17 protein-coding genes and 1 tRNA gene are annotated in these 24,522 nt (G+C 50.2%); 8 read left to right on the plus strand and 10 right to left on the minus strand.

Annotation, left to right across the window (positions count from 1 at the left end):
• Nucleotides 1-12: 12 nt before the first annotated feature.
• From ACKI3C_RS03790 to ACKI3C_RS03835, 10 genes are all read right to left on the minus strand, one after another.
• Nucleotides 13-1,512, minus strand: coding sequence for a glycoside hydrolase family 125 protein (locus ACKI3C_RS03790; RefSeq protein ID WP_407402210.1), 1,500 nt, complete (start codon nt 1,510-1,512; stop codon nt 13-15).
• Between the two features lie 79 nt (nt 1,513-1,591).
• A complete protein-coding gene (locus ACKI3C_RS03795; RefSeq protein WP_407402212.1) occupies nt 1,592-3,115 on the minus strand; it encodes a WG repeat-containing protein in 1,524 nt (507 codons plus the stop codon).
• A gap of 119 nt (nt 3,116-3,234) precedes the next feature.
• The gene (locus ACKI3C_RS03800) at nt 3,235-4,572 is read right to left on the minus strand and encodes an alpha/beta hydrolase-fold protein (RefSeq protein ID WP_407402214.1); all 1,338 of its coding nucleotides are present in this window, start codon (nt 4,570-4,572) and stop codon (nt 3,235-3,237) included.
• Between the two features lie 225 nt (nt 4,573-4,797).
• The gene (locus ACKI3C_RS03805; RefSeq protein ID WP_407402216.1) at nt 4,798-4,998 is read right to left on the minus strand and encodes a dockerin type I domain-containing protein; all 201 of its coding nucleotides are present in this window, start codon (nt 4,996-4,998) and stop codon (nt 4,798-4,800) included.
• Nucleotides 4,988-5,176, minus strand: coding sequence for a hypothetical protein (locus ACKI3C_RS03810; RefSeq protein WP_407402218.1), 189 nt, complete (start codon nt 5,174-5,176; stop codon nt 4,988-4,990). Before ACKI3C_RS03810 ends, ACKI3C_RS03805 begins: the two co-directional genes overlap by 11 nt.
• Before the next feature lie 66 nt (nt 5,177-5,242).
• Nucleotides 5,243-5,839 carry a hypothetical protein gene (locus ACKI3C_RS03815; protein ID WP_407402220.1) on the minus strand — a complete coding sequence of 199 codons (597 nt, stop codon included), beginning with the start codon at nt 5,837-5,839 and terminating at the stop codon, nt 5,243-5,245.
• Nucleotides 5,799-6,914 carry an AAA family ATPase gene (locus ACKI3C_RS03820; RefSeq protein ID WP_407402222.1) on the minus strand — a complete coding sequence of 372 codons (1,116 nt, stop codon included), beginning with the start codon at nt 6,912-6,914 and terminating at the stop codon, nt 5,799-5,801. The genes ACKI3C_RS03815 and ACKI3C_RS03820 overlap by 41 nt, the downstream gene beginning before the upstream one ends.
• Before the next feature lie 171 nt (nt 6,915-7,085).
• Nucleotides 7,086-9,563: a leucine-rich repeat protein gene (locus ACKI3C_RS03825; protein ID WP_407402224.1), complete on the minus strand. Its 2,478-nt coding sequence runs from the start codon at nt 9,561-9,563 to the stop codon at nt 7,086-7,088.
• Nucleotides 9,564-9,842: 279 nt separating this feature from the next.
• On the minus strand, nt 9,843-12,233 hold the full coding sequence (locus tag ACKI3C_RS03830) for a sodium-translocating pyrophosphatase (protein WP_407402226.1): 2,391 nt from the start codon (nt 12,231-12,233) through the stop codon (nt 9,843-9,845).
• Nucleotides 12,234-12,850: 617 nt separating this feature from the next.
• Nucleotides 12,851-16,363, minus strand: a complete 3,513-nt coding sequence (locus ACKI3C_RS03835; protein WP_407402228.1) for a leucine-rich repeat protein — start codon at nt 16,361-16,363, stop codon at nt 12,851-12,853.
• Between the two features lie 552 nt (nt 16,364-16,915).
• Here ACKI3C_RS03835 and ACKI3C_RS03840 point away from each other — a divergent pair.
• The 8 genes from ACKI3C_RS03840 to ACKI3C_RS03875 all read left to right on the plus strand — a co-directional run bounded on the left by ACKI3C_RS03840 (nt 16,916) and on the right by ACKI3C_RS03875 (nt 24,090).
• On the plus strand, nt 16,916-18,475 hold the full coding sequence (locus ACKI3C_RS03840; RefSeq protein ID WP_407402230.1) for a glycoside hydrolase family 43 protein: 1,560 nt from the start codon (nt 16,916-16,918) through the stop codon (nt 18,473-18,475).
• A gap of 100 nt (nt 18,476-18,575) precedes the next feature.
• Nucleotides 18,576-19,268 carry a (d)CMP kinase gene (cmk, locus tag ACKI3C_RS03845; protein WP_407402232.1) on the plus strand — a complete coding sequence of 231 codons (693 nt, stop codon included), beginning with the start codon at nt 18,576-18,578 and terminating at the stop codon, nt 19,266-19,268.
• Nucleotides 19,265-20,122, plus strand: coding sequence for a 4-hydroxy-3-methylbut-2-enyl diphosphate reductase (locus ACKI3C_RS03850; RefSeq protein WP_407402234.1), 858 nt, complete (start codon nt 19,265-19,267; stop codon nt 20,120-20,122). The genes cmk and ACKI3C_RS03850 overlap by 4 nt, the downstream gene beginning before the upstream one ends.
• 71 nt (nt 20,123-20,193) lie before the next feature.
• Entirely contained in the window at nt 20,194-20,844 is a 651-nt protein-coding gene (locus tag ACKI3C_RS03855; RefSeq protein WP_407402236.1) for a hypothetical protein, read from the plus strand.
• Between the two features lie 22 nt (nt 20,845-20,866).
• Nucleotides 20,867-21,409 carry a hypothetical protein gene (locus ACKI3C_RS03860; RefSeq protein WP_407402238.1) on the plus strand — a complete coding sequence of 181 codons (543 nt, stop codon included), beginning with the start codon at nt 20,867-20,869 and terminating at the stop codon, nt 21,407-21,409.
• A 344-nt stretch (nt 21,410-21,753) separates the two neighbouring features.
• Nucleotides 21,754-23,286, plus strand: coding sequence for a glycine--tRNA ligase (locus ACKI3C_RS03865; protein ID WP_407402240.1), 1,533 nt, complete (start codon nt 21,754-21,756; stop codon nt 23,284-23,286).
• Nucleotides 23,287-23,318: 32 nt separating this feature from the next.
• Nucleotides 23,319-23,879 carry an FKBP-type peptidyl-prolyl cis-trans isomerase gene (locus tag ACKI3C_RS03870; protein WP_407402242.1) on the plus strand — a complete coding sequence of 187 codons (561 nt, stop codon included), beginning with the start codon at nt 23,319-23,321 and terminating at the stop codon, nt 23,877-23,879.
• Between the two features lie 137 nt (nt 23,880-24,016).
• Nucleotides 24,017-24,090, plus strand: a tRNA-Asp gene (locus ACKI3C_RS03875).
• The last annotated feature ends 432 nt before the right edge of the window (nt 24,091-24,522 follow it).

Here is a 24,522-nt window from a genome sequence, read left to right on the forward strand (position 1 = left end):
AACTGATGTATTTTATTCTATTGAGTTAAGTAAATCTATTTTTCCGTCGTTGACAAGTTTCACGATGAGTTCGCCGAAGAGCGTGTTTTGCCAGGCAAACCATGAGCGAGTATAGTCGTCAGGGTTATCTTTGTGGAACGACTCGTGCATGAATCCGGTTCCGGCATCGGTGTGCATCAGTGTGGTGATGCACTGCTTTATCTCCTCATCGTCCTGGCTGGTGAAGGCACGCATCATGATGCTCATGGGCCATATCATGTTGTCGCCTATGTGCGGGCCGCCTATGCCCTCGGCTGCCTTCCCCTTGAAGAAGTAAGGGTTATCGTTGCTGAGCACGAAGCGGCGGGTGTTCTGATAGATGGGGTCGTTGACGTCCACATCGCCCAGATAAGGCATTGCCAGCAGGCTGGGCACATTGGCATCGTCCATGAGGTTGCGTCCGCCGTAACCATCCACCTCAAAGGCGTAAATCTTGCCATACTTTGGGTGCTCGACCACGGCATACTGCCGGAGTGCCTGCTCCACCTCGAGAGCCATTGCGGTGCATCGCGCGGCAAGTTGCTCGTTGCGGTTAACTTGGGTAAGAATCTCGGCAGCCTTGCGCAATGAGCTCACTGCCATAAAATTGCTAGGCACGAGAAACTGGAACACCGTGGCGTCGTCACTAGGACGGAATGCGCTGGCAATGAGGCCCACGGGCTTGACCGGGTTACCCCAGCCGCGATTGGTCTGCAAGTCGGTGCCTATGGTGGTCTTGCGGCGGAAGTAGTAGTGTCCCTTGCCGTCCTTGCGTTGCTGGTCGCCCCACACGCGCAGGGTGTTCTCTATGGCCTGGATCCACTCGGTCCCGAAGACGCTGGTGTCGCCGGTCACGCGCCAGTACTCATGGGCGAGGCGAATTGGGTAGCAGTTGCTGTCTATCTCATACTTGCGCTCGTGCAGTTCAAGTTTCATCTCGGTCTCGTCGCTCTGCCAGTAACCACCAGTGGGACCGTCGTTAAACGCATTAGCGTAGGCATCGATGTTGATGCACTTGAACTGGCGGTTGATGGTGCCTGCAATCATAGCTTTGAGACGAGGGTCACGGCTGGCATACTGGATGTAGGGCCACACCTGTGCGCCCGAGTCACGCAGCCACATGGCATTGATGTCGCCAGTCACGACAAACGAGTCATACTGGCCTGTGCTGTCGGTCCTGAAATGCACTGTGGTGTCGAGCGTGTTAGGGAAACACTGCTCAAACATCGCTGCCAGCTTGGGGTTAGTGAGCATCGCCTTGATGCGGGCTATCTCCTGCTCGATGGCTGGACTCTCAAAGAGACGCATGTCTTGAGCGATGCGGTGACTGCGCGGCGCAGCCTCGCCAGCCCCGAGCTTGATGTCGCGGCTAGGGGCAAACTCCACGCGAGCAGCAGTGGCGGTTGTTTTTTTAGCCTTGCGTGCTTGCGCTGCTGGCGTTCCTGCCAGCACCAGCAAGGCTATGAGTGATACAAGAGTTTTTCGGTTATTCATCTAAATATGCTATTGTTGTTTTTTCAGTAAGCAAATAATTATTTATCCTAAATCATATCTGCGAGCACTGCACAAGGTATTATTTGCGTGGTTCTCGTGGCATCGACTGGGCCTGGCTTGCGTTCATAAAGAAACACAGGCTCACGATGCCGTGGCTGTAACCCATAGAGATGGCTTGGTGCTGGTCGTTGACGAAGATGTTGTCTGTGTCGAGAATGAACCCCTTTGTGCCCATTGCACTGCTCACCTTGCCCATAATCTGCTCCTCGGTGTCGAGGGCGCAGTTGATGGCGTTGAGCGATACATCCACACACACGATGCGTGCGTCCATATTGTAGCATGGCACATCGTTAATGACCGATGCCATTTCCTTGTCAAACATAAATCTCACGATGAACGGTCCCTGCGGTATGGCAATACCGTTCTGGCCCACGCTGCCTGCGGGGTTGGGATTGAGCATTCCCACCATGTCTTGCAACGTGGTGCTTGCGTTGGCTCCGGCGCAGTTGTCGCTGCCCACCATCATGAGCATTGATGCTGCCGCCAGATTGGTGTCGATGAAACCACGTGTAGCATACAGTGCCTCGCTGCCGCCATGGGCATGGACAAAGTTCACGTTGCCCACGGGATTGCCGCTGCCATCGACGAGGTGGAACAGGGAGTCCTGACCCACGATGTAACGGTCCTTGCGCAGGTCGGTGAGACGCTCGTGCTTGGCCTCGATGATGGTTTTGTTGTCATAGTCCACAACACCCATCTTGTTGTCCTTGGTGAGCACGATGAAGTTGCCGCCAGGCGAGCGAGAGAAGGTCTTGTAGCCCGCCTTCTCAACTGCGTCGTAGCTCTTGTTGGGGTTGGCAGTCTCCTCGCCCTTGCTGTTGAGGCACACGATAGTGTCGCCCTTGACCACAGGCAGCACGCCATCGATGAAGTAAGGCTGCACAAGGCGATATTGAGCAGTGTTGGCTTCAAACATCACCTCGCCTTTCTTGTTGATGACCGAGTAAGACATTGTGGTGTCGTTCATGAGGTTCTCATCCACGACTATGGCATAGTCATCGTTGACAAAAAGATTGGCAGTAGCATACTTGGCGGCAATGACAGTGTCGCCCCTGGTATCGATATATCCCCACTGTCCCAGGTCGTTCTGATAGGCAGCCATGCCGCGGCTGAACATTGAGCACTGTGCCACGTCCTTGGGCAGTTCTTTCACTACTTCGCACTTCTTGTTGATCACACACAGTGAGCCGCCGCGCTTGCTAGCCACGGCGAGCCCGTCCTCGCTGAAAACGGTCACGCTGCCATAAGGTTCGGCGTTGACAGGTGTTGTGGGGGCAGCGACATTATAGTAGTTGTAAGTGCCATCCTCGGTCATCACATAGAACATGTCGTCAATCACTGGCGACGGCACCTCGGCATAAGCGTCCTTAACCAGGAGTTCGCCGCTGTTGACATCAAGGATGCTCCACTTTTGAGACCCGGGCAACTGCACAGGCAGATAGTTGGTCTCATAAGGGTAACCGCTTTTTTTATCGTTGCAACTAGTGAGCACTGCAACCAAGCACAGCATCAGCGCTGTGAACCGTATCATTGATTTCTTCATAATCGTAAATTTGCAAATATCAGTGCAAAGATACGCATATTTTTTGTCAAGTCAAAATTTAAAAGTGGGTTCAATAATTATGTCGAGGCTCAAAAGCGACCTAAATACACCTAAATGCATTATCCCTGTCCTTGCGACTTGGGGCGCACACCTTGCTTGGCGGGCTGGATGTTGAGTTTGCGCTGTGCGAGTTTCCCTTGGGGCGTGACTAGCGATACCATGCCCTCGTCGATGCGCAATGTCGTTCCTTCAATGATTTCGGGTTCGGTAACAGGCAATGAGAGGATGCCACGCACGCGGCCGTTCTGGTCAAGGATCTGCAAGCCGACATTAGTGATCACGTAGAGGTTTCCCTGCGAGTCAAACTCCATGCCGCCCACGTTGAGCAGGGAGTTATCGTAGGAGTGCAGCCAGTAGAAACGCTGTCCGTTCTCGAGTGTGCCGTCGGGGGCTATGGTGTATTGCCACAGGCAGTTGCTGCCCTCGTGACGTTTCACCACAAAGCTGCTGTCGGGATACACGGCGTCACCAGCCGTGGCACGCTCGCTGGGAGCATCCAAAACCGTCCAACTCCATTCGCTTTGCCCCTCGGGCAACAGTTGTGCGAGCAGGTCGTTCTGGGTCTTTCCCGCCTTGACGGGTTCGGGATAGTCACGCCACATCCATTCCATGACTTGTGCAAATATCTTGGAGGCCTGCGACACGCCGTGCTTGCAGTCGCTCCAGTCATAGGCTGCGTCATATCCGGCAAAGTCCAGTGCCGTGGCAAGCATGCGGTTGCCCTCATACCAGTGCCCGAACAGCGCATTCCACACGTCTTGGGTTCCATCTTGCAAAAAGATGCGCAGGGGCTTGGGCTCGTGCTTGCGCACGATGGCCTGGATGTCATTGCCGCCACGCATAGCAACAAATGTGCCCACACCGCTGAATACACGCGAGAACATGTCGGGACGGTGCCACGCTGCATTGAAAGCGCAGATGCCTCCACTCGACAAGCCGAATATCATGCGATCGTTAGCATTTACAGAGAGCCTCACCGTGCGTCCGTCGCCTGTTGCCATGCCCTCGACCTGCGGCAGCAACTCACTCTCGAGGAAAGTGGCAAAGGTTGCGTCGGGCATGTCGAACTCATTGCTACGGTTATATCTCACCACGTTGCCTTCCGCGTCCTTGATGAGTCCGGGTTGCAGGAACACGCCTATGGTGACGGGCATCTTGCCTGCGGTGATGAGGCTGTCCATTACCTGCGGAGCATTGCACAGCACGCCATCGAGCCCCACATAGAGACACGCAGCCTGGCGGCCGTCATACTGCTGCGGCACGTACACCTGATAGGTGTGCACCGTGCCAGGATAAATCCTGCTGTCGCCTAACACACCATCAACCATCACATGACCGGCCATAGCAGTGACGCAACACATCACCACAGCGACCGTAAACACTAGAATCCTATTCATAACATTCAGTTAGGTTATTATCGTTGCACAAAGATAAGTATTTAGGTTAAAATAGAGAATTAATTAACAGAAATTAAAGTGAAATCTACCACACAAGATAAAAAAGCAGATTACGCCGACTCTACTAATTAGTATTTTTCTGCGTAATCTGCTAATTTTTCTGTGAGAGACAGCGTTTTCTCCCAACTCCCACAAAGCCCCCATCCAACCAAGAAGTTAGATTGATTAACTCCTAAGCACTATATTGATAAGTTCGTTTAGGTCATCTACATCCACGAAACCATCGTTGTTTACATCACAGCTCTGTCTGTAAAGCGCGCGAAGGATTGTATTTATCATCTCATTGATGTCGTCAACGTCGGCAACACCGTCGCCATTAATGTCGCCGGGGACCTGCTTCCTGGCTCTTTGTGAATTATTCTTCAAGCTTTTCTTTTAGTGTATCTGCACCGAAATAATCCAGCACATAGACTGGGAATGCACTTAGAACTGCAACTTTGGGACATTTATGCAGAATATGTTTATCCAGTTGTTTGTCAAAAATCAACTCTTGCGATTCTATTTTGTTCGGCAGTTCAAACCTTCCATTCACCAAATAATTCATCTTTGAAACATGAGCACTAATCAACTCCTTCCACACTTCCCGTGTGTATCCATTTATGTTTGTCAGCTATTTCCTGCTTTCTGTCGGCACGATGGTTTTATAGTGAGGCTCCTTCAAACAAGCATCCACATCCTCGCAATCATCCTTGTACGGACAGTTGGCTCGTTTGCATTTTACGGTAAGTTCCTTGAAACTCTCCATATCTTTGTAGTGCCTGATAGCTTCCACCATCGGGTAGCTGATATAAAGCATGCCGTTATCAGTTTCATTGTCGAAGAAGGCCAACATCTGGCTGATTTTGTCATCATCGGCCTTCGTTGCATGGGCATCATAGTCGAAAAACAGGTAGATGTATGCAAAGCTGTCGCGGGTATATCCTTCCAACAGTTCGGCATTCTTCTTGCTACGTTCCTTAAGCAAATTCACGATGTCAAGAGCAAAGCCCTCATTCTTCAAAAACTCATACAATTGATATATTTCGGCATCAAATACAGTCTTTACCGAAATCCGTCCACCCATGAAGTTTTGTTCGAGCTTCTTTACATACAGAGGCTCTGCGCTTCCACCCTCAAAAATGAACAGATGCAGTTCGTTTCGGGCTGACATGTTCTGGTCGATGACATTATCCGACATAGAACGCTCCGGCTTTATAGATTTTCTCAATATTGTGAGCTTCCCTCAGTTCCTTCTCAGTACACTTGGGCAATGGTAGAATCTTACGGTTGTTCATCAGGAAATAGCAGTCCGGGCGCATCAAATCGTTACTCATGATTGAAGTGTTGTGAGTCGTGACAATGAATTGTACTCCCGTCTCTTTCAGCTTATTGATAACCAACCTCGACAGCTCGTGATGGTAGAAAGCGTCAAACTCGTCGATGAATACAAACGAGACACCACCACGCAGCATCTGTAAGTACCAGCAATAGAAAAGCATCAGAGCGCTGGTTCCTGTTGACATGATTTCCGGGAATCGGATTTTCTTCTCCCCAAAAACAAAAGCTAAGGCCTTTTCCCCCATCATGTCAACCACATCCAGACGACATTTCACATTGGCTTCGTTCAGGAAAGTTTCAAAGTCGCTAACCTTCCCCTGCTCAATAATGTCCTTTTCCAAGGTGCCAGTCTTAGCATCCAGTCCAATGTACGTCCTGTCCTCCAAAGAACGGAAGAACAACATGTGTTCCACAAACGAAAAAAAATCAGCAAACGTGCGATTATCTTCATTATCGGCCAACGTTGAGTTATTCTTAATATATTTCAAGACAGACAACTGGCCATCCTTTATTTCCTTGTTCAGATTCTCCGTACCTTTCAGGTGACAGGTGAATTTCGTGTTTCCACCAGTTCTGTCGAATTCAATCAGTTCCCTCTCGCCAATCGAAAAACTCTCCGAAACCAGCGTCCGATAGTCGTTTTTTGAATATGTGTATTTCACCACCTTTCCACCAATCAGAAATTCATATTCAAACCTTGCAGTATCGTCACCCGTTTCTGCATTAATATAATGCTTATACGGAAACTCCCAGCGGGCCTTGTCGGTCAGGTGCTCAATAATGTCGAGGATTGCCCAGCCCAGGTTTGACTTGCCCGAGCCATTATAGCCATAAATCATAGCATTGTTCACTATACCGTTCTTTACACATTCGGGATTGAACGTGTATGCCTTGGCAGAAGCCAAATCGAAAGAGAAATCTTCCTTGAAGCACTTGAAATTTGAAACCTTGAACCTTCTAAGCATAATAACTTACTTATTGATGACGGTGCAAAGATACAAATAAATACCAACATCCGTAGTTTTTTTACGGATAAAATGCAAGAATATGGCAAAATTTAATATTTTTTGTGGGTATCGAAGACTTTTAGCGTAGAAATTTTACAAACCATCTGCTCCCCCACCTGTTAGTCTGTCTTACTTGTTGCGTACCGGACGCACAGATGCTCCCAATGAACGGTTATTTGGACTCAATTCGAAACGACTCGAACTTGTGCTAAATCTCAACCAATATCCACCTGTGCTATTCACACGTGAGAGCGTACTCGACCAATATCTGCCGGCCTTACAATCGCTATTCAATGCGGAGTCTTGGCGGTATCCAGCCAATGGCAGTAAAATTGAGTTGCCGTTGCTCTTGCTTGTTATCTTGAGGGCATATACATTTTTAGTGTTTATCACCTCACATGTAGTGTATTGACTATCGATCAAGTCTTTAAATTCCTGTTCACTGGGCATGCGCCATCCATGGCCCCAGTGTATTGTTGCGGCATCGTCATTGGGGAGGAGGTTAGTGAGATTTTTGTATTTTACGCCGTCTATCGTTGAGCCAATGTAATAGCCGTTTTGGTACCAGCAACTTCCTGTTGAACCATCGGCAAAGGTATATTTGGTTGCATGATTTGGCGATGTTTCTCCTGGGGTCATCCACTTGTAGTGTGCCCAGTCGAAGGTGTGCGCTTCGTTTCTAGCATATCCTGCGGCATCGCCCCAGGCGAAATATAGCCCGTTGTCCTGTGGAGTCTCGGCCCCGATGTTACATGTTGCCCACAACACGCCGCCAGGGAGATCAAGGTCAACATACTCATGGGTATCTGCGTCCTTATCCTTACCAAGCATGATATTGACGAGCATGTTGATGTCGCTCACATCGGTAACACCGTCTCTATTGACATCGGTATCGAAGACTATTGACTTGCCTAGGAGCGAATTTATAACGGCATTGAGGTCTATAATATCCACAATATCGTCACCATCGATGTCACCTGGCGTTATTATATGGTCGTCGAGAATATTATTGAATTGTTTCCAATAATCGGTTTCACGATATTTGTCTCCGCTGCCTTTAGGGCAATGTAATGTGGCAGTTTCATAGGTTGAGCTACTAAATATGTCATTGCTTAGCACAACCGGTACCTTGCGTTCTGCATATACATCTTTCAGGCCAAAGCAATCCGAAAACGCATTTTCATCGATTTTGTTGATTGTGCCGGGTATTGTGAGCGAAGATATTCCCTGCTGGGCTGCAAACGCATATTCACCTATTGCTGTGACCGTGCGAGGTATATTAGTCACCCTGCATCCTGCTATGAGCGTGTTAGTGCAGGTCTCAATAATTGCATTACAGTTGTCTCGAGAGTCATAGACTGTGTTCTCTTCATCAACAACAATGGAAGAAAGTCCCCAACATGCGCCAAAGGCAAATGTACCGATAGACTTAACCGAAGCGGGGATATAAAGTGATGCCAGTGAGCTGCAGTTGAGGAACGCTCGTTGGCCAATGTGTACAACGGTGTTAGGGAGTGTGATTGATAACGGCCCGCCATTGTTTTCGGCATTGAACGCGTTGTCTCCGATTCCTAATGTACCGTCAGCTATCTCGACCCTGGCATTACCTGCCATTGTACCTTTGAAGGTGTATGCTACTTTACCCAGGTATATAATGCCATCGGGAAGGGTAGCGTATAGATTATTATACCACGGGGTTCCATAGAATGCAAACTCGCCAATCGAAACTACCGAGTCAGGAATGGTTAATGACAACAGGTTGCTGCAGCCATAAAATGAAGTTCCTCCGATTGAAGTGACCGAATTAGGTAGAACAACTGACGATAGACCGCTGCAGCCAGAGAAAGCATTTTCCCCTATTGAAATGACCGAACCGGGGATTGTAATATCAGAGAGTGAGGTGCATAGTATGAACGCATTTTCACCTATAGAAGTCACGGAGCCGGGTATAAGAGTAGCCTTGCAACCTTTTATCAGGTTATTAGTGCTTGTTTCAATGATTGCATTGCAGTTATCGCGAGAGTCATACACAGGATTCTCCTCATCAACAATGATGGAACCGAGCCCGCTACATGCATAAAACGCATACTTACTTATAGATGTTACCGAGCGTGGGATTTCAAGTGTTGACAGTTTGCTACAGCCCATGAACGCAAAATTGTCAATAACCGATACCGAATTAGGGATTGTAATATGTGTAAGTTCGCTACAATTCGAAAAAACCGAACTCTTTAAATGACTAATTGAGTTGGACAGGGTTACCTCTGTGAGACTGATGCAACCATAGAAGGCCCACTCGCCAACGCTAGTCACCGTATTGGGTATTGAGACCTTTGTAAGATCGCTGCAATGATAAAAAGAGTAATCGTCTATTGAGGTGACAGGATATGTGGCTCCCGAGTATTCTACCAAGGACGGAATACTGATGTCGCCAGCATAGTTTGAGGGCGTAACTCCTGTGGGGATTGATTCAGTGGTAGCTGTCACGCTCACCGCCGTGCTGTCGCTATTGAAATTATAAGCGATACCGCCTGCCATGAAGTCGTAGGCACAGGCAGCCTGCCATGCAATGGCACACAATGTAAATAAAAATAATAATCGTTTCATATCTATCTTTTTTGGCGTTTACAAGTGATGTCTATGCCGCAAAATTAACAAAAAAAACGATATCATACAAGCATAAGACCGCATACCGAAAACGGGGGGGTAATACATTGGGTATCAATATTATACATTTTAAATTTTTTTAAATAAAATGAATAAGGGTGTATCCAAGACGGGTACATCCTCGTTTTGGCAGGTGTAGAAAAAGCACAAGGCGGGGTGTCTCGCCGACACTCCGCCTTGCCTCTAGGGTTGATTCAATGTGCAATAAAATATAAGTGGTTATTTACTAGTCATCTTGTAGAATGAACGGTACACGAAGTAAACTGCGATGAGGACAAAGACGATGCCCACATAAGGCGCGATGGCCTTGAAGTCGTCGCTGATGGCGATTTCCATTGCAAGCACGCCGAAGAGGGTTGTGAACTTGATGATGGGGTTCAATGCCACTGAACTGGTGTCCTTGAAGGGGTCGCCCACGGTGTCGCCCACCACCGATGCGTCGTGCAGGTCGGTACCCTTTGCTTTGAGATCAACCTCAACCACCTTCTTGGCATTGTCCCATGCGCCGCCGGCATTGGCCATGAACACTGCCTGGAACAAGCCGAACACTGCGATAGAGATGAGGTAGCTCACGAAGAGGCACACTGCGTCGTCGCCGCCGATGCTGGCAGGTGACGAGAGGCATGCAAAGCCCAGCGCGAAGCAGAAGATGGCGATGAAGATGTTGATCATACCCCTCTGGGCATACTCGGTGCAGATTTCTACCACCTTTTGCGACTTGGCGATGTCGGCCTTCTTGGGTGCGTTAGAGTCGAGCTTGATGTTCTTTTTGATATACTCAACGGCACGATTAGCGCCAGTGGTAACTGCTTGCATTGACGATCCTGTGAACCAGAACACCACGCAACCGCCCAGCAGGAATCCCAGGATTGAATAGGGATTGAGCAGGGTGAGGATTTGTGCAGGCTCGATGCCCAGGGTCTCCTTGATCATGAGGATGAGCGAGAAGATCATGGTTGTTGCACCAGCCACAGCGGTGCCGATGAGCACGGGTTTAGCAGTTGCCTTGAAGGTGTTGCCAGCGCCGTCGTTGGCCTCAAGGTAGTATTTAGCCTTCTCAAAGTCGGGGGTGAAGCCAAACTCGTCTTCGATTTCCTTCTTTGCCTTCTCTTTGTCGTCCTCGATGAGCGAGAGCTCATACACGCTCTGCGCGTTGTCGGTCACAGGGCCATAGCTGTCAACGGCGATGGTCACGGGACCCATGCCCAGCATACCGAAAGCTACAAGGCCGAAAGCGAAGATTGAGTGATACTCGCTGAATATGTTTGCCATGCCGAACTCGGTTGACGCGAGGAAAGCGCCAAGCATGAGCACGAAGAATACCATGCCGGTCCAGAAACTGCCGAAGTTACCTGCCACAAGACCCGACAGGATGTTGAGTGAAGCACCGCCCTGGCGAGAGGTCTCCACAACATCGTTGACGTGGGTCGATGTGGGCGAAGTGAACCACTTGGTGATTTCGGGGATAAGCGCAGCTCCGAGCGTGCCGCAGCTGATGATGATAGAAAGTCCCAACCAGTAGTTATGACCGAGGTCCTTGAGCAGGAAGTAGCTAGTGGCAAATGTAGCGATAATCGAGAGGATAGAAGTGATCCACACCAGGCTGGTGAGAGGCTTCTCGAAGTCGAGGTCATCGGCCTTGCTGTACTTAGCCTTTGCGATAGCACCATTAATATAATAAGAGAGTATAGAAGACACAACGCCCAGGATGCGCATCACGAAGATCCACACGAGCAGTTGGGTCTGGTACTGAGGGTCAACAGCCAGCAGGATGAACGACACGAGAGCCACGCCAGTAACGCCATAGGTTTCAAAACCGTCGGCAGTGGGGCCAATGCTGTCGCCAGCGTTGTCACCAGTGCAGTCGGCAATCACACCGGGGTTGCGGGGGTCGTCCTCGCCAATCTTGAACACCACCTTCATCAGGTCGCTGCCTATGTCGGCAATCTTGGTGAAGATACCGCCCGCGATGCGCAGCGCGCTAGCTCCGAGCGACTCGCCGATGGCAAAACCGATGAAGCAGCTGCCAGCGAGGTCGCCAGGCATGCACAGCAAGATGGTGAGCATGAGCACCAGCTCAACGCAGATGAGGAGCACACCGATGCTCATACCTGCGCTCAACGGGATGTTGAGCAGGTCGAGGGGCTTGCGGCGCAGCGAGGCAAATGCCATGCGAGAGTTGGCAAATGTGTTCATGCGCACGCCGAACCATGCCACCAGGTAAGAACCCAGCACACCCACTACGGTCCATGCCAGGATGAGCAACACTTTATAAATCTCCATGCCTTCCAGCACTCCGAAGTATAATGCTATTGCCGCACCGATAAACAGGAACAGGATACCCAGGAACTTGCCCTGCTGCTTGAGATAAGTGGAACATGTCTTGAATATCACATTACCCATTTCAAGCATTGACGCATGAACCTTGAGTTTCTTTACACGGTAAAATTGGTAATAGCCAAACAGCATGCCCAACAATACAACTGCAAAACCCCAGTAAAGGATCTTGCTGTCGCTGGCAAAACCTGCAGGCATTTCCAGATTAGCTTCACTAGCATGAAGCAAGGCGGGAAGTGACAACGCCGCCAAAGCACTTAATGCTTTCTTCATAGTTAATAACTTTTAAAAGATAGTTGTTTAGGTTTATTTTAAGTTTGTTTTATTCCGTAAAGGTGCACAAAATTATAACATTTGGCTCAAATAACAAAATTTAAGACTTAAAAAATAAAAATACCCTTAACTTTTTAACAAAATTAAAAACTCTTTCGTTTGAAATCACAAACTTTTAAAACGAAACCACCGGGGTGTTTTACACTGCGGTTGAAGACCGCCACCTCGAAACGTGCAAGGTAGCGGTCTTCAACCGCGATTTTGTCACACTTTACACCCCCACCGGCAGCCCGCAGGTCTGCGACCAGCGGTTAACCAAAGTTACGACCTCTCTGAGGTCTAAAAAATCCACAAAAATGAAAAAAATCAGTGAAATCAGTGAGAACCGCGCGGGGAATCTGCAATAGATCTATTGCTGAATAGTTACGTTTTTATTGTTGTCCGGTAAAAAAAGAAAATATTTTTATTTTGATTTTTATGCTCTTAGAAAATAACTTGCTCTACAAGCAAAATGGAATTACCTCACAGATAGTCTATTATCATTTTGAGGACAGAGTCCACCATTTTAAGGGAGGTTCGCTGGTCGGTTATACCATAGTAGCAGCATTGCGTTGCGATCACTTCCCAAGCACGAGGTTGAGGGTGGTGTTCACGTCGGTGATGTCAACCTCGCCGTTGCCGTCAACATCGGCGCCAGCATACTTGCTTGCGCTGTCCTTGCCCAGCACGATGTTGATGAGGATATTCACGTCGGTGATGTCAACCACGCCATTGCCATCCACGTCGCCAAGCACGCCGGGGGTGGGAGTGTCGCCGTAAACGACCTTGATAACGGTGCCCGAGTTGGTTGTGACGCGGGTCTTATCGAGTGCCATGTAGGCATAACCTGGCTTGATGTAGTAAGCATCGCTCGGGTGGTTGAATGTCTCGTTGTTGGGCACTCCGTAGATGTCGGGGTTGTACTTGTAGCCAACGTTCCACACGCCTATGGGAGCAATGTTCAGGGGCTCATCGTTCACGCCGGCAAGCACTGTTGCGGGTGCTGCAGGTGTTGACTGCGGGCGATACAGTTTTTGTACGCTCCATGTATTCAGGTCATACCAGTCAACGAGCACGCCATGGTTGGCAGGTGTGGCGGTTATGGGTGTAGCCCTGACAGTGAGAGTTTTCTCGTCATAGTCGCTCACGTTCCATGCCTTGAGGCCGCTCTTTTCCCAATCAACGGGATGATCGACGGCGAGACAAGCCTTGTGGCCCGACATAGTCATGTAGAGATAGGCGTTGAGTTGCTCGCGCGGAGCCTTCTCACTGGGGCGACTTGCGCTTGCAGGCAATTTAGAGCGATAGAAATCGTAGTACTCCCAAGGCACATAGCAGTAGAACTGGCCGCCGTTGTTGCCATAGAAGTTGTTGCCCAGCTCCCACTCGGTGTGCTTGATGTTGAAAATGAGTTCGGTAAGGCTCTTGCAGCCATACACTGCCCTCTCGCCAAACTTCCACACCCTAGACGACACGTTGAGGCTGGTAATGCCTGTGCCAGCAAAGGCGTAGTTGCCTATCTGGGTAAGTTCAGACATGTTTTCAACATCTATCTTTTTAATCTGGCTCGCGCCATAGAGACAGCTGTCGCCGAAGGCTACCATCATATACCTCTTGTTGCGTCCGCAGGTCTTGTCGGTTTCGCTTTTTGAACAGTAGAACACAGTGTTAGTGCTGGCTGCGATTCTGGGGTTGTAAACATACTTCGCCATGCCGTCAAAAGTCTCTTTACCATCAGACTGCTGGTTATCAGACATAATGGTCATGAAATAAATCGTGCCGTCGGGGTTGTTCTGGTAACAGAAGTCGTAGGCACCGGCAGTGATATTGAATTTCTTCCACTTCTCGTTAGATTTATACTGGTTGACCCATCCAGTGGGAACTCGCACCACTGCAGTCGAGGGAACACCGTCGAAGTTATAAGTCGTGCCCAGGTTAGCAATGTGAGCATCGGAACTGTTAACGATGATTTCACTCAACTGGCTACAGTTTTGAAGAGAAGACGCATACATAACATAAAGCGACGACGGAAGCAGAATGCGCTTGAACTGATTGCCGGCCAAAGCCTTGTCACCAAGAGTACCGAAACCATAAGGGAAGATGAGGTCATTGGCAATGCGACAATTTTCAAATGCACATAATTCTATACGTTCCAAATAAGGATTCAATGTGAGGCGAGTGAGTTTGGTTTGGTTCTTAAATGCACCTTCGTCATCATAGCCGCTCACCTTTTTTACACATCGCCCTAATTCCACAGCAAACTCATACGGTTGAATGTTTTGCTTCTCGCCATAGAACACACCTAATTTACCGCTTCCCACATTAATAACAGGAAACTCCTTGCCTGTGGGACCAATGATAACATCGGGCACCTTGAGCGTACCAGGGAAGGATGTTATATCTGCTCTCGAAAGGGTTGCATTATTTTCGTATCTGTCTGGTCCCACTTCGGTAGGCTTATTGTACAGTCTATAATATACATACCCCGTCTGTCCATTATTGCCCACGAAGTCTTTACGGCGCACATCGTATGGCATGTTGTCAACTACCTGACCCCAATCCTTCCATTCAGGTTTCATGTATTCCCTATTTAAAAGGTGGAGTTTAGTCTTGGGGCAGTTGTAGAAGACGGTTGAACCCAGATTAGGAATAGACATACTCGTCATTTCCTTGAGTGAAGTGCAGTTGTAGAATGCGCGGCTATTGATATCAGAAACAGAAACGGGAATCTTTACAAATGCGAGATTTGTACAGTTCTCAAAGCAACTTTGACCTACTATTTGAAGACCATAAGGGAAGTATATCTCCTTAAGATTCTTGCAGTTGTAGAACGCATAGTCGTCCATGCGCGTCATAGCGATATAGAAGTCTTCCTCTTCAAGTCTAACCTGGGGATGTCCCTCGGGGCAGCGCACCAAGCAAACACCGTCGTTGGTCCTGTAAAGAATGCCGTTGACCGAACGGTACATCGGGTTGCCGTCATTGACATTTATAGTGGCGAGCTTGGTGCAGCCGTCGAAGGCATTACTTTTGACAAATGTCATGCTCTTGGGGATGACGATGCCTACGATCTGGTCGCATGCTTCAAGTGCCTTCTCACCCATTGTTACGCAGCCTTCTCTGAGAATCAACGATGTGAGGGCATAGTTGTAGCGGAATGCGAAGTTGCTTATTTCGCCCGCCATCACCTTTATCGAAGTGAGATAAGCACAGTGCTGGAATGCAGCGACGCCTATCTTCTTGAGGCTGTTCATATTGCTCAGGTCAACGGTCTTGAGTTTAGTGTTGCCCAGGCAAGCACTGTCGGCTACTGCCGTGATGTTATATTTGTAACCCAGCAGGTTGTAGTAGCTTGTTCCGCACGATGGAACAAAGTTGCCGCTGGTCGCGCCCGAGGCATTGCCGTTGAATCCCACCAGGGTGACGCTGCCGACATTGTTGAGGCTGGCACTGTTGGTAACCACCAGCTGTGCGCCATCGGTGAGCGAGAAGTCGCAGGCGTCGCTCGACTTGATGACCATCATGAACTTTTGCCACGCCTTCATGGCCTTGTACTTCTCCACCGAGTTGGGGTGAGTCTTGGGCACATAGAGCAGCATGGTTGAGTTGCTGGGGAATGCACTGGAGTTGAAAGTGCAGCCAGTGGGGTCGCTCAATGCATGGTAAACGACCTGCAGCGCAGTACACCCGGCAAAGGCGTTGCCCTGGAGCGAACGCATACTGCTGGGCAGGTGCACGGTCTTCAACTTGGTACAGCCGCTGAAGGCGTAGGTGCCCACGTCACGCATACCGTAGTTGAAAGTAACCTCGGTGAAGTTGGTCTGGCCTTCAAAGGCTCGTGACGAAACGGTCTCAACATCGATTTGCTCACCGTTATAGGTAATGATGCCACCCAGGGTGAGGTTGGAGAACGAGGTGCTCTTACCAGCGCTCGAGAAGCCCGTGATGATAGCCTCGGCACGCTCGGTAGATGACGCTGCAAAGTTAATTTGATAATTAAAGTTACCCAGGGTGAAAGTGTCACCCCTCTGCACAGCAGCCCACGTGCTGAAGCACGCCATCGCCGCAAGAACGAATATTAGTTTTCTCATATTATGTTATGTTTCCTTTACTTATTAATTTGCAAAGATAATAATTTTTATTGTTGTCCGGTAAAAAAAGAAAATATTTTTATTATGATTTTTATGCTTCGCTTAGAAAATAGCTTGCTCTGCAAGCAAAATATAATTACCTGATAGATAGAGTATTTTTATTTTGTGAACAGAGTCCACCATTTTAAGGGAGGTTCGCTGGTCGCAGCACGGGCTTTGCCGACTTACCGCTGCTCACTTTGCCGAGCTCGCTTCGCTCGGTTCGACGGTGGGGGTTATTCAGGTATTGTCCTGCCGGACAATATATTAGCAACAATTGCTATAAAAGCAAAAGTTGAGTTTCTAATTAATCTATGTTCTTTGAAAATGCCATCAAAGGGACAGTCCCCATGATGGCAAGCGCAGTAATACGGGCTTTCTGCCTCTCGTTTAATCAGCGTAATCTGCGAGAGGTTTGGTGACAGGTAAAAGTAGATATTTTCCTCCAAACAACTTCTTTTTCGGAAAAAATGACTAAATTTGTAACAGCAACTTAAAACACTTTCAGAAACTATGAAACTTGTAAAAGCAATCGCATCATTGTTGGTCACAGTCACCGCAGGACTTGCCAGCGCGCAAGGATACAATAACCCCGTGATACCCGGTTTCCACCCCGACCCTAGCGTGTGTCGTGTGGGCGATGACTTCTATCTTGTCAACAGCTCATTCCAGTTCTTCCCTGGCGTGCCCGTTTATCACAGTAAGGATCTCATCCACTGGGAGCAAGTGGGACACTGCCTCACCCGCCGCACACAGCTCGAACTCAAACAGAGCGAGAACGCCGGAGGAATATGGGCACCCACAATTCGCCACCACAACGGCAAGTTCTACATGATCACCACCAACCAGGCAAACGGCGGGAACTTCTTTGTCACCGCCGACCGTCCCGAGGGGCCGTGGAGCGACCCGGTGTGGGTAGATCAGGATGGCATCGACCCTACTCTCTTCTGGGACACCGATCCCAAGACCGGCAAAGAGCGCTGCTACTATGTGGGCAATGCATGGGGAGGCATCCTGCTCACCGAGATTGACCTCAACACTGGCAAGCGCATAGGCGACCGCAAGGTGATTTGGCAAGGCACCGGCGGACGCTACCCCGAGGGACCGCACATCTACAAGCGCGACGGCTACTACTACCTGCTCATCGCCGAGGGCGGCACCGAGTTCTCACACAAAGTGACCATGGCCCGCAGCAAGAACATCTGGGGCCCCTACGAGGGACACCCGGGCAACCCCGTGCTCACCCACCTCACCCAAAAGGGGCAGGACAACATGATACAGGGCGTGGGACATGCCGACATCGTTGAGGCACCCGACGGCAGCTACTGGGCAGTGGCTCTTGCATTCCGCTGGCAGACAGGCACCCACCACCTGCTGGGACGCGAGACATTCCTCACCCCCGTGCAGTGGCCCAAGGGCAAATGGCCCACATTCAACGGCGGCAACAACATCGAGCTCAAAATGGACTGCCGCACCCTGCCGCAGGTTGTGCTGCCACAGCCGTCCAGCAAGATCACCTTCGCGCAAGGGCAAGAGCTGGACATGCGCCTGAACTACCTGTGCAACCCCGTTGAGGCCAACTACTCACTCAACGAGCGGCCGGGCTACCTGCGCATGCGCGCCGGCAACAAGACCATCAACCAGGCAGGCTCGCCCACATTCATAGGTGTGCGCCAGACTGCAATCGACCAGACCTACTCAACCACCATCGACGCTGCCACATTGCGCAACGGCGCACGTGCCGGCATCACCGCCTACATGGGCAAGGAATACCACTACGACATCGCCATCGTGAAGCGCGACGGCAACTGCATCGCGCAGGTGACCTACCGCCTGGGCAAGATGACACACGTGGAAAAAGAAATCGCCCTCGACGGCACAGCGGCAACAATAGCCATCAGCGGCACCGCCCACGACTACCACTTCCTGCTCAACGGCAAGGAGATTGCACAAATGGACGCGCGCCTCATCAGCACCGAGACCGCAGGCGGCTTCACTGGCATCTACTTCGGCAACTTCATCGACGGCCCACGTGGCAGCTACATCGACGTCAAGGAAATTTCCATAGAGTAGAAAATTACAAAATAATGGGCGAAGTGGCATGAGTTTTGTTAAAAAAGCGATGTATTACTAAAAAAAGAATTACCTTTGCAGTAGATAAACAAAACTAGTAATGGAAAAGAAAAAAATAACCATAGCCCTCGACGGTTATTCGTCAACAGGCAAGAGCACTATGGCAAAGGCACTTGCCAAGAAAATCGGTTATGCCTACATCGACACCGGCGCCATGTACCGCACCGTCACACTCTACTGTCTCGACAACAACCTCATCGACGGCGACACTGTCAACGAGGCGGCACTTGAAGCAGCTCTGCCCGAGATACACATAACCTTCAAGGCCAACGACGAAGGCCGCAGCGAGACCTACCTCAACGGCGTGAACGTGGAGCAAGAGATACGCTCGATGCGCGTGAGCAGCAAGGTGAGCATCATTGCCGCCCTGGGGTTCGTGCGCCGCGACATGGTGCGCCAGCAGCAAGCCATGGGCCGCGACAAGGGCATCGTGATGGACGGCCGCGACATAGGCACCGTGGTGTTCCCCGGCGCCGAGATGAAGGTGTTTGTCACCGCCGACCCCATGGTGCGTGCCCAGCGACGCTTTGACGAACTGCGCGGCAAGGGCGACACCACAACCACCCTCGAGGAAGTGCTGGCCAACGTGACCGAGCGCGACCGCATCGACACAACCCGCGCCGAGAGCCCCCTGCGTCAGGCCGACGACGCACTGGTGCTCGACAACTCACACATGACCATCGCAGAGCAGGACAAGTGGCTCATGGATCATTTCAACCGTCTCACGCAATGAAAATCGAGATTGACAAGGGATCGGGGTTCTGCTTCGGTGTGACCACTGCAATCAGCAAGGCCGAGGAAGAACTCAACAAGACGGGCCACCTCTACTGCCTGGGCGACATCGTGCACAACAGCAACGAGGTGGAACGCCTGCAACGCATAGGGCTCGAGACCATCACACACGAGCAGCTCGAGAAACTGCACGACGTGAAGGTGCTGCTGCGCGCCCATGGCGAACCGCCATCGACCTACGAGACCGCACGCCGCAACAACATCGAGATCATCGATGCCACATGCCCCGTGGTGCTCAAACTGCAACAACGCATCCACAAGAGCTACCACGAGCATGACATACCCAACCCGCAGATTGTGATCTACGGCAAGCGCGGTCATGCCGAGGTCAACGGGCTCGTGGGGCAGACACAAGGCTCGGCACTGGTGATTGAGAGCGTCGAAGAAATCGACAAGATCGACTTCACCCGCGACATCGTGCTCTACTCACAGACCACCAAGTCGCTGCAAGGATTCAAGTCAATAGTGGAAACAATCAAGCAACGCATCGCCCCCGGCGTGGAGTTCAAGAGCTATGACACCATCTGCCGCTCGGTGGCCAACCGCATACCGCAAATATGCGAGTTTGCCCAGCAGCACGAGCTCATCCTCTTTGTGTGCGGCAGCAAGAGCAGCAACGGACGCATACTCTTTGCGCAATGCCTCAACGCCAACCCCAACTCGCACCTCATCAGCAACGAGACCGAGATCGACCCCAAGTGGCTTGAAGGAACCAGCAACATAGGCATCTGCGGTGCCACATCAACCCCCAGCTGGCTCATGAACCAGGTGAAAGACTACCTGCTCACCCTGTGAATCGGACGGTGGGGGGTTAAACCATTGACAACTGCCAAAGTCTAAATAATAACGACACAAACCACACGATTATGAAAAAGGTAATATTAGCATCAATGGCAATGATAATGATGTTGGGCACCAGTTGCTCATCGTCGCAGCAGTTCTATGGCACAATGACCGGCGCCACAGTGGGCGGCTTGTTTGGTTCAACCATCGGCGGCATCATGGGCGGCTGGCGCGGACACGACGCCGGACGTCTTGCCGGCATGGTGATAGGCGGAGCCGTGGGCGCTGCCGTGACTGCCCCCAAGACCGACAACGGCGAATACAGCACCAGCAAGTATCCCAGCGACAATGACGGCGGCTACTACACAAACGACTACGACAGCCCCTACATGGACATCAGCGTGGACAACCTGCACTTCGCCGACCAGAACAACAGCCGTTCGCTCGAAGCCGACGAGCACGCTCAACTCGTGTTTGAGGTGCGCAACAACGGCCGCAACTACGTCTATGACATCGCTCCCGTGATCACCGTCACCGGCACCAAGCACATCTATCTGTCGCCCACAGCCATCATCAGCGAGCTTGCTCCCAGCGGCGCAGTGCGCTACAAGGCCGAGGTAGTGGGAGGACACAAACTCAAAGACGGCAACGTCGAGGTAACCATCAGCATGAGCGACGGTAAGCAAATGTACATGATGCGCTCATTCCAACTACGCACCTACAAGAGACGATAAACAACCCTGATATATAAGCCTTATGAACAACAAACTCCTCTCATTGATGCTGCTCATTATTGCAGCTGTGGCATTCACTTCGTGCAACGACGACGAACCCGCACCACAATACACTTACTTCAAACCCGGTATCGACTGGAACGCAACACCTGCCGACGTGCGTGCCTACATGGCAGCCTCACCCGGGTGGACTGAGACCACAAGCACCGACAACACCGTTTTCTTTAAGAACGAGAGAACGCAGACGGCTATCATCTATGCTTTCAACAAAGGCACCCTGGCAGCATCGATTGTAACAGTTTCGGGCTTCAACGACCACTACAACGACTTGAAGAATCAAATTGCCAAGGACTACGGGCTCACGTTCAAAGAAACCAGCATGCTTGACTTCGGGATCAAGCCCGAGCTGATGCTCAATGTACTCATGCACAGGTTCACAACCTACATGACCGCGGCCTACATCGACCTAGATTTCCTCAATCTTCTCGAGCTCGACCCCAACAACCCCGAATCCATCAAAGCCCTCATCGACAAAATCAAAGCCGGCCTGATGCCAACGGCCTAAACGCTAATAGTTGTTGCCGTACAGTCACTTCCCATGTGCAACTATACTGCAATGGTATTTTGGGTAATATCCCCGCACAGATCTCACGAAAAAAAAACAACAGATTGCTCTGATTTAACTGAATAAGAAATTATTCTAATTATTTAATTTCTTTCAGTTATTAATAAATTCAGCGTAATCTGATCCGTGCGGGGACTATGCAAAATTCTATTGCTGAATAGTTACATTCCCTGTGTTTGCATTATAAAAAATGTGAAATATGAGCCCATGTGCGTGTTATTATAAATTAAAATATTACCTTTGTAGGTTGAAAGAAAATTAAAACTTAAAAACAGCATATAACTATGGCACAGAAAGAAGACGTTTTCAAGAAAATTGTATCGCACTGCAAAGAGTATGGTTTCGTATTTCCATCAAGCGACATCTATGACGGACTGGGCGCTGTCTATGACTATGGTCAGAACGGCGTAGAGCTCAAGAACAACATCAAGCGCTACTGGTGGGAAGCAATGACCCTGCTGCACGGCAACATCGTGGGCATCGACTCGGCAGTGTTCATGCACCCCACCATCTGGAAAGCGTCGGGACACGTTGACGCATTCAACGACCCATTGATTGACAACCGCGACAGCAAGAAGCGCTACCGCGCCGACGTGCTCATTGAGGACGAACTTGCTAAAATCGACGATAAGATCAACGCCGAGGTGGCAAAGGCCGCAAAGCGTTTCGGCGACTCGTTTGACGAGGCTATGTTCCGCCAGACCAACCCCCGCGTGCTTGAACGCCAGGCCAAGCGCGACGCGCTGCACGCTCGCTTTGAGAAGGCAATGAACGCCAACGACCTCGACGAGCTCAAGCAGATTATCATCGACAACGAGATCGTGTGCCCCATCTCGGGCACCAAGAACTGGACCGACGTGCGTCAGTTCAACCTCATGTTCAAGACCCAGATGGGTTCAAGCAGCGACTCCACCATGGATGTTTACCTGCGTCCCGAGACCGCTCAAGGTATCTTCGTTAACTTCCTCAACGTGCAGAAGACCGGCCGCATGCGCATCCCCTTCGGTATCGCGCAGATAGGCAAGGCTTTCCGCAACGAGATTGTGGCACGCCAGTTCATCTTCCGCATGCGTGAGTTTGAGCAGATGGAGATGCAGTTCTTCGTTCGTCCCGGTGAGGAACTCGAGTGGTTCAACAAGTGGAAAGAGACCCGCCTGGCATGGCACAAGGCCCTGGGCATGGGCGACGAGAAGTACCGCTTCCACGACCACGACAAGCTGGCTCACTATGCCAACGCTGCTACCGACATCGAGTTCCGCATGCCCTTCGGCTTCAAGGAGGTTGAGGGTATTCACAGCCGCACTAACTTCGACCTGTCGCAGCACGAGAAATTCTCGGGCAAGAAGGTACAGTATTTCGATCCCGAGCTCAACGAGAGCTACACTCCCTACGTCATCGAGACTTCTATCGGCGTGGACCGCATGTTCCTCTCTGTGATGTGCTCTTCCTATGAGGAGAACGAGACCCGCGTGGTTCTGCACCTGCCCAAGGCCCTTGCCCCCGTCAAGTGCGCTATCCTGCCCCTCGTGAAGAAAGACGGCATGCCCGAGAAGGCACAGGAAATCATGAAGGCACTGAAGTATGACTTCGCCTGCATGTATGACGAGAAGGACTCAGTGGGCAAGCGCTACCGCCGCCAGGACGCAATAGGCACCCCCTACTGCATCACCGTTGACGGACAGACTCTCGAGGACAACACCGTGACACTGCGCGACCGCGACTCAATGGAGCAGCAGCGCGTGGCTATCGACGACCTCGCCGCAATCATTGGCCGCGAGTGCAGCCTCAACAGCCTGCTCAAGAAACTCGAAGCATAAAGAATCCAACATTTTTTGGCAAACAAATCACTATGAGAAAAATATTCTATGCAATAATGCTCGTTGCCACAGCCATGGGGGTTACCTCATGCCTGGGCAACGGCGTTGAAGACGAATACAAGGACTGGCGCGAGAAAAACCAAAACTGGTTTAACGAGCAGCAGATCAAGCTTGACGACAAAGGGAAACTTTACTACACCGTCGTCACAGCTCCCTGGGACCCCAATGCCAAGGTTCTCGTGCACTGGTTTAACGACCGTGAGCTCACCAAGGACAACCTCGCTCCGCTCTACTCATCGACAGTAGATGTGAAGTACAAAGGGTGCTTATATAACAACACCCCCTTTGACTCGTCGTTCTTGAGCACCACCCCTGCCGACAGCATCTCACGCTTCACCATAGGCAACACCTCGAAGGGTGGCGTGATTGAGGGCTGGGGCATCGCCTTGCCGCAGATGCATGTGGGCGACAGCTGCCGCATCGTCATCAACTACCCGCAGGGATATGGAGCATATAGCATCAACGAGCTCATCAAGCCCTATAGTGTGCTCCAGTTTGACGTGAAACTTGTTGATATCTATAAATACGAATAAATATCAGTGAGCTAATTGGTTAGATTAGCTCACTCGATTTTTAGCGAAAAGTTAAGTACATTTTTTTGAAAAAAACTTTCCAAAAAATTTGGAAGATATATCAAAAAAGCACTAACTTTGCAACGCTAAAAGCAACTGGTGCGTTAGTTCAGTTGGTTAGAATGCCTGCCTGTCACGCAGGAGGTCGCTGGTTCGAGTCCTGTACGCACCGCTTAAGAGCCTCGGAGGATTCTCCGGGGCTCTTGTTGTATAAAAGTTCTAGGATAATTATAAGTTTGTTTTTAAAAACATTGTAACATGGGGGTAATATTTTAGGCGTGTTGTGCAATTAGAAATTATCCGAAATCAGAAGAAATTTTTTGATAAAATTATTCCAGTATCGCAAGTATCATTGAGACCTCGTAACTATTCAGCAATAGAATTCCCCGTGCGAATCGCACTGAACTCACTGATTTTTTTCATTGAAAATTATTGTTGTCCGGTAAAAAAAGAAACTATTTTTATTTATTGCTGTCCGATAAAAATCGGGATTTGATTAATTCTATTGGTTAACTGCCTGTAAATAGGCATTGGTCTTGTAATTCTCAAAATTGGGCCCCTCTTCTTGTGGGAAGAGCTCCAGTTGGGGCGATATGTCATCCTC

Origin of the sequence: Sodaliphilus sp., from assembly GCF_045598405.1 — a bacterium.
Taxonomy (GTDB): domain Bacteria; phylum Bacteroidota; class Bacteroidia; order Bacteroidales; family Muribaculaceae; genus Sodaliphilus; species Sodaliphilus limicaballi.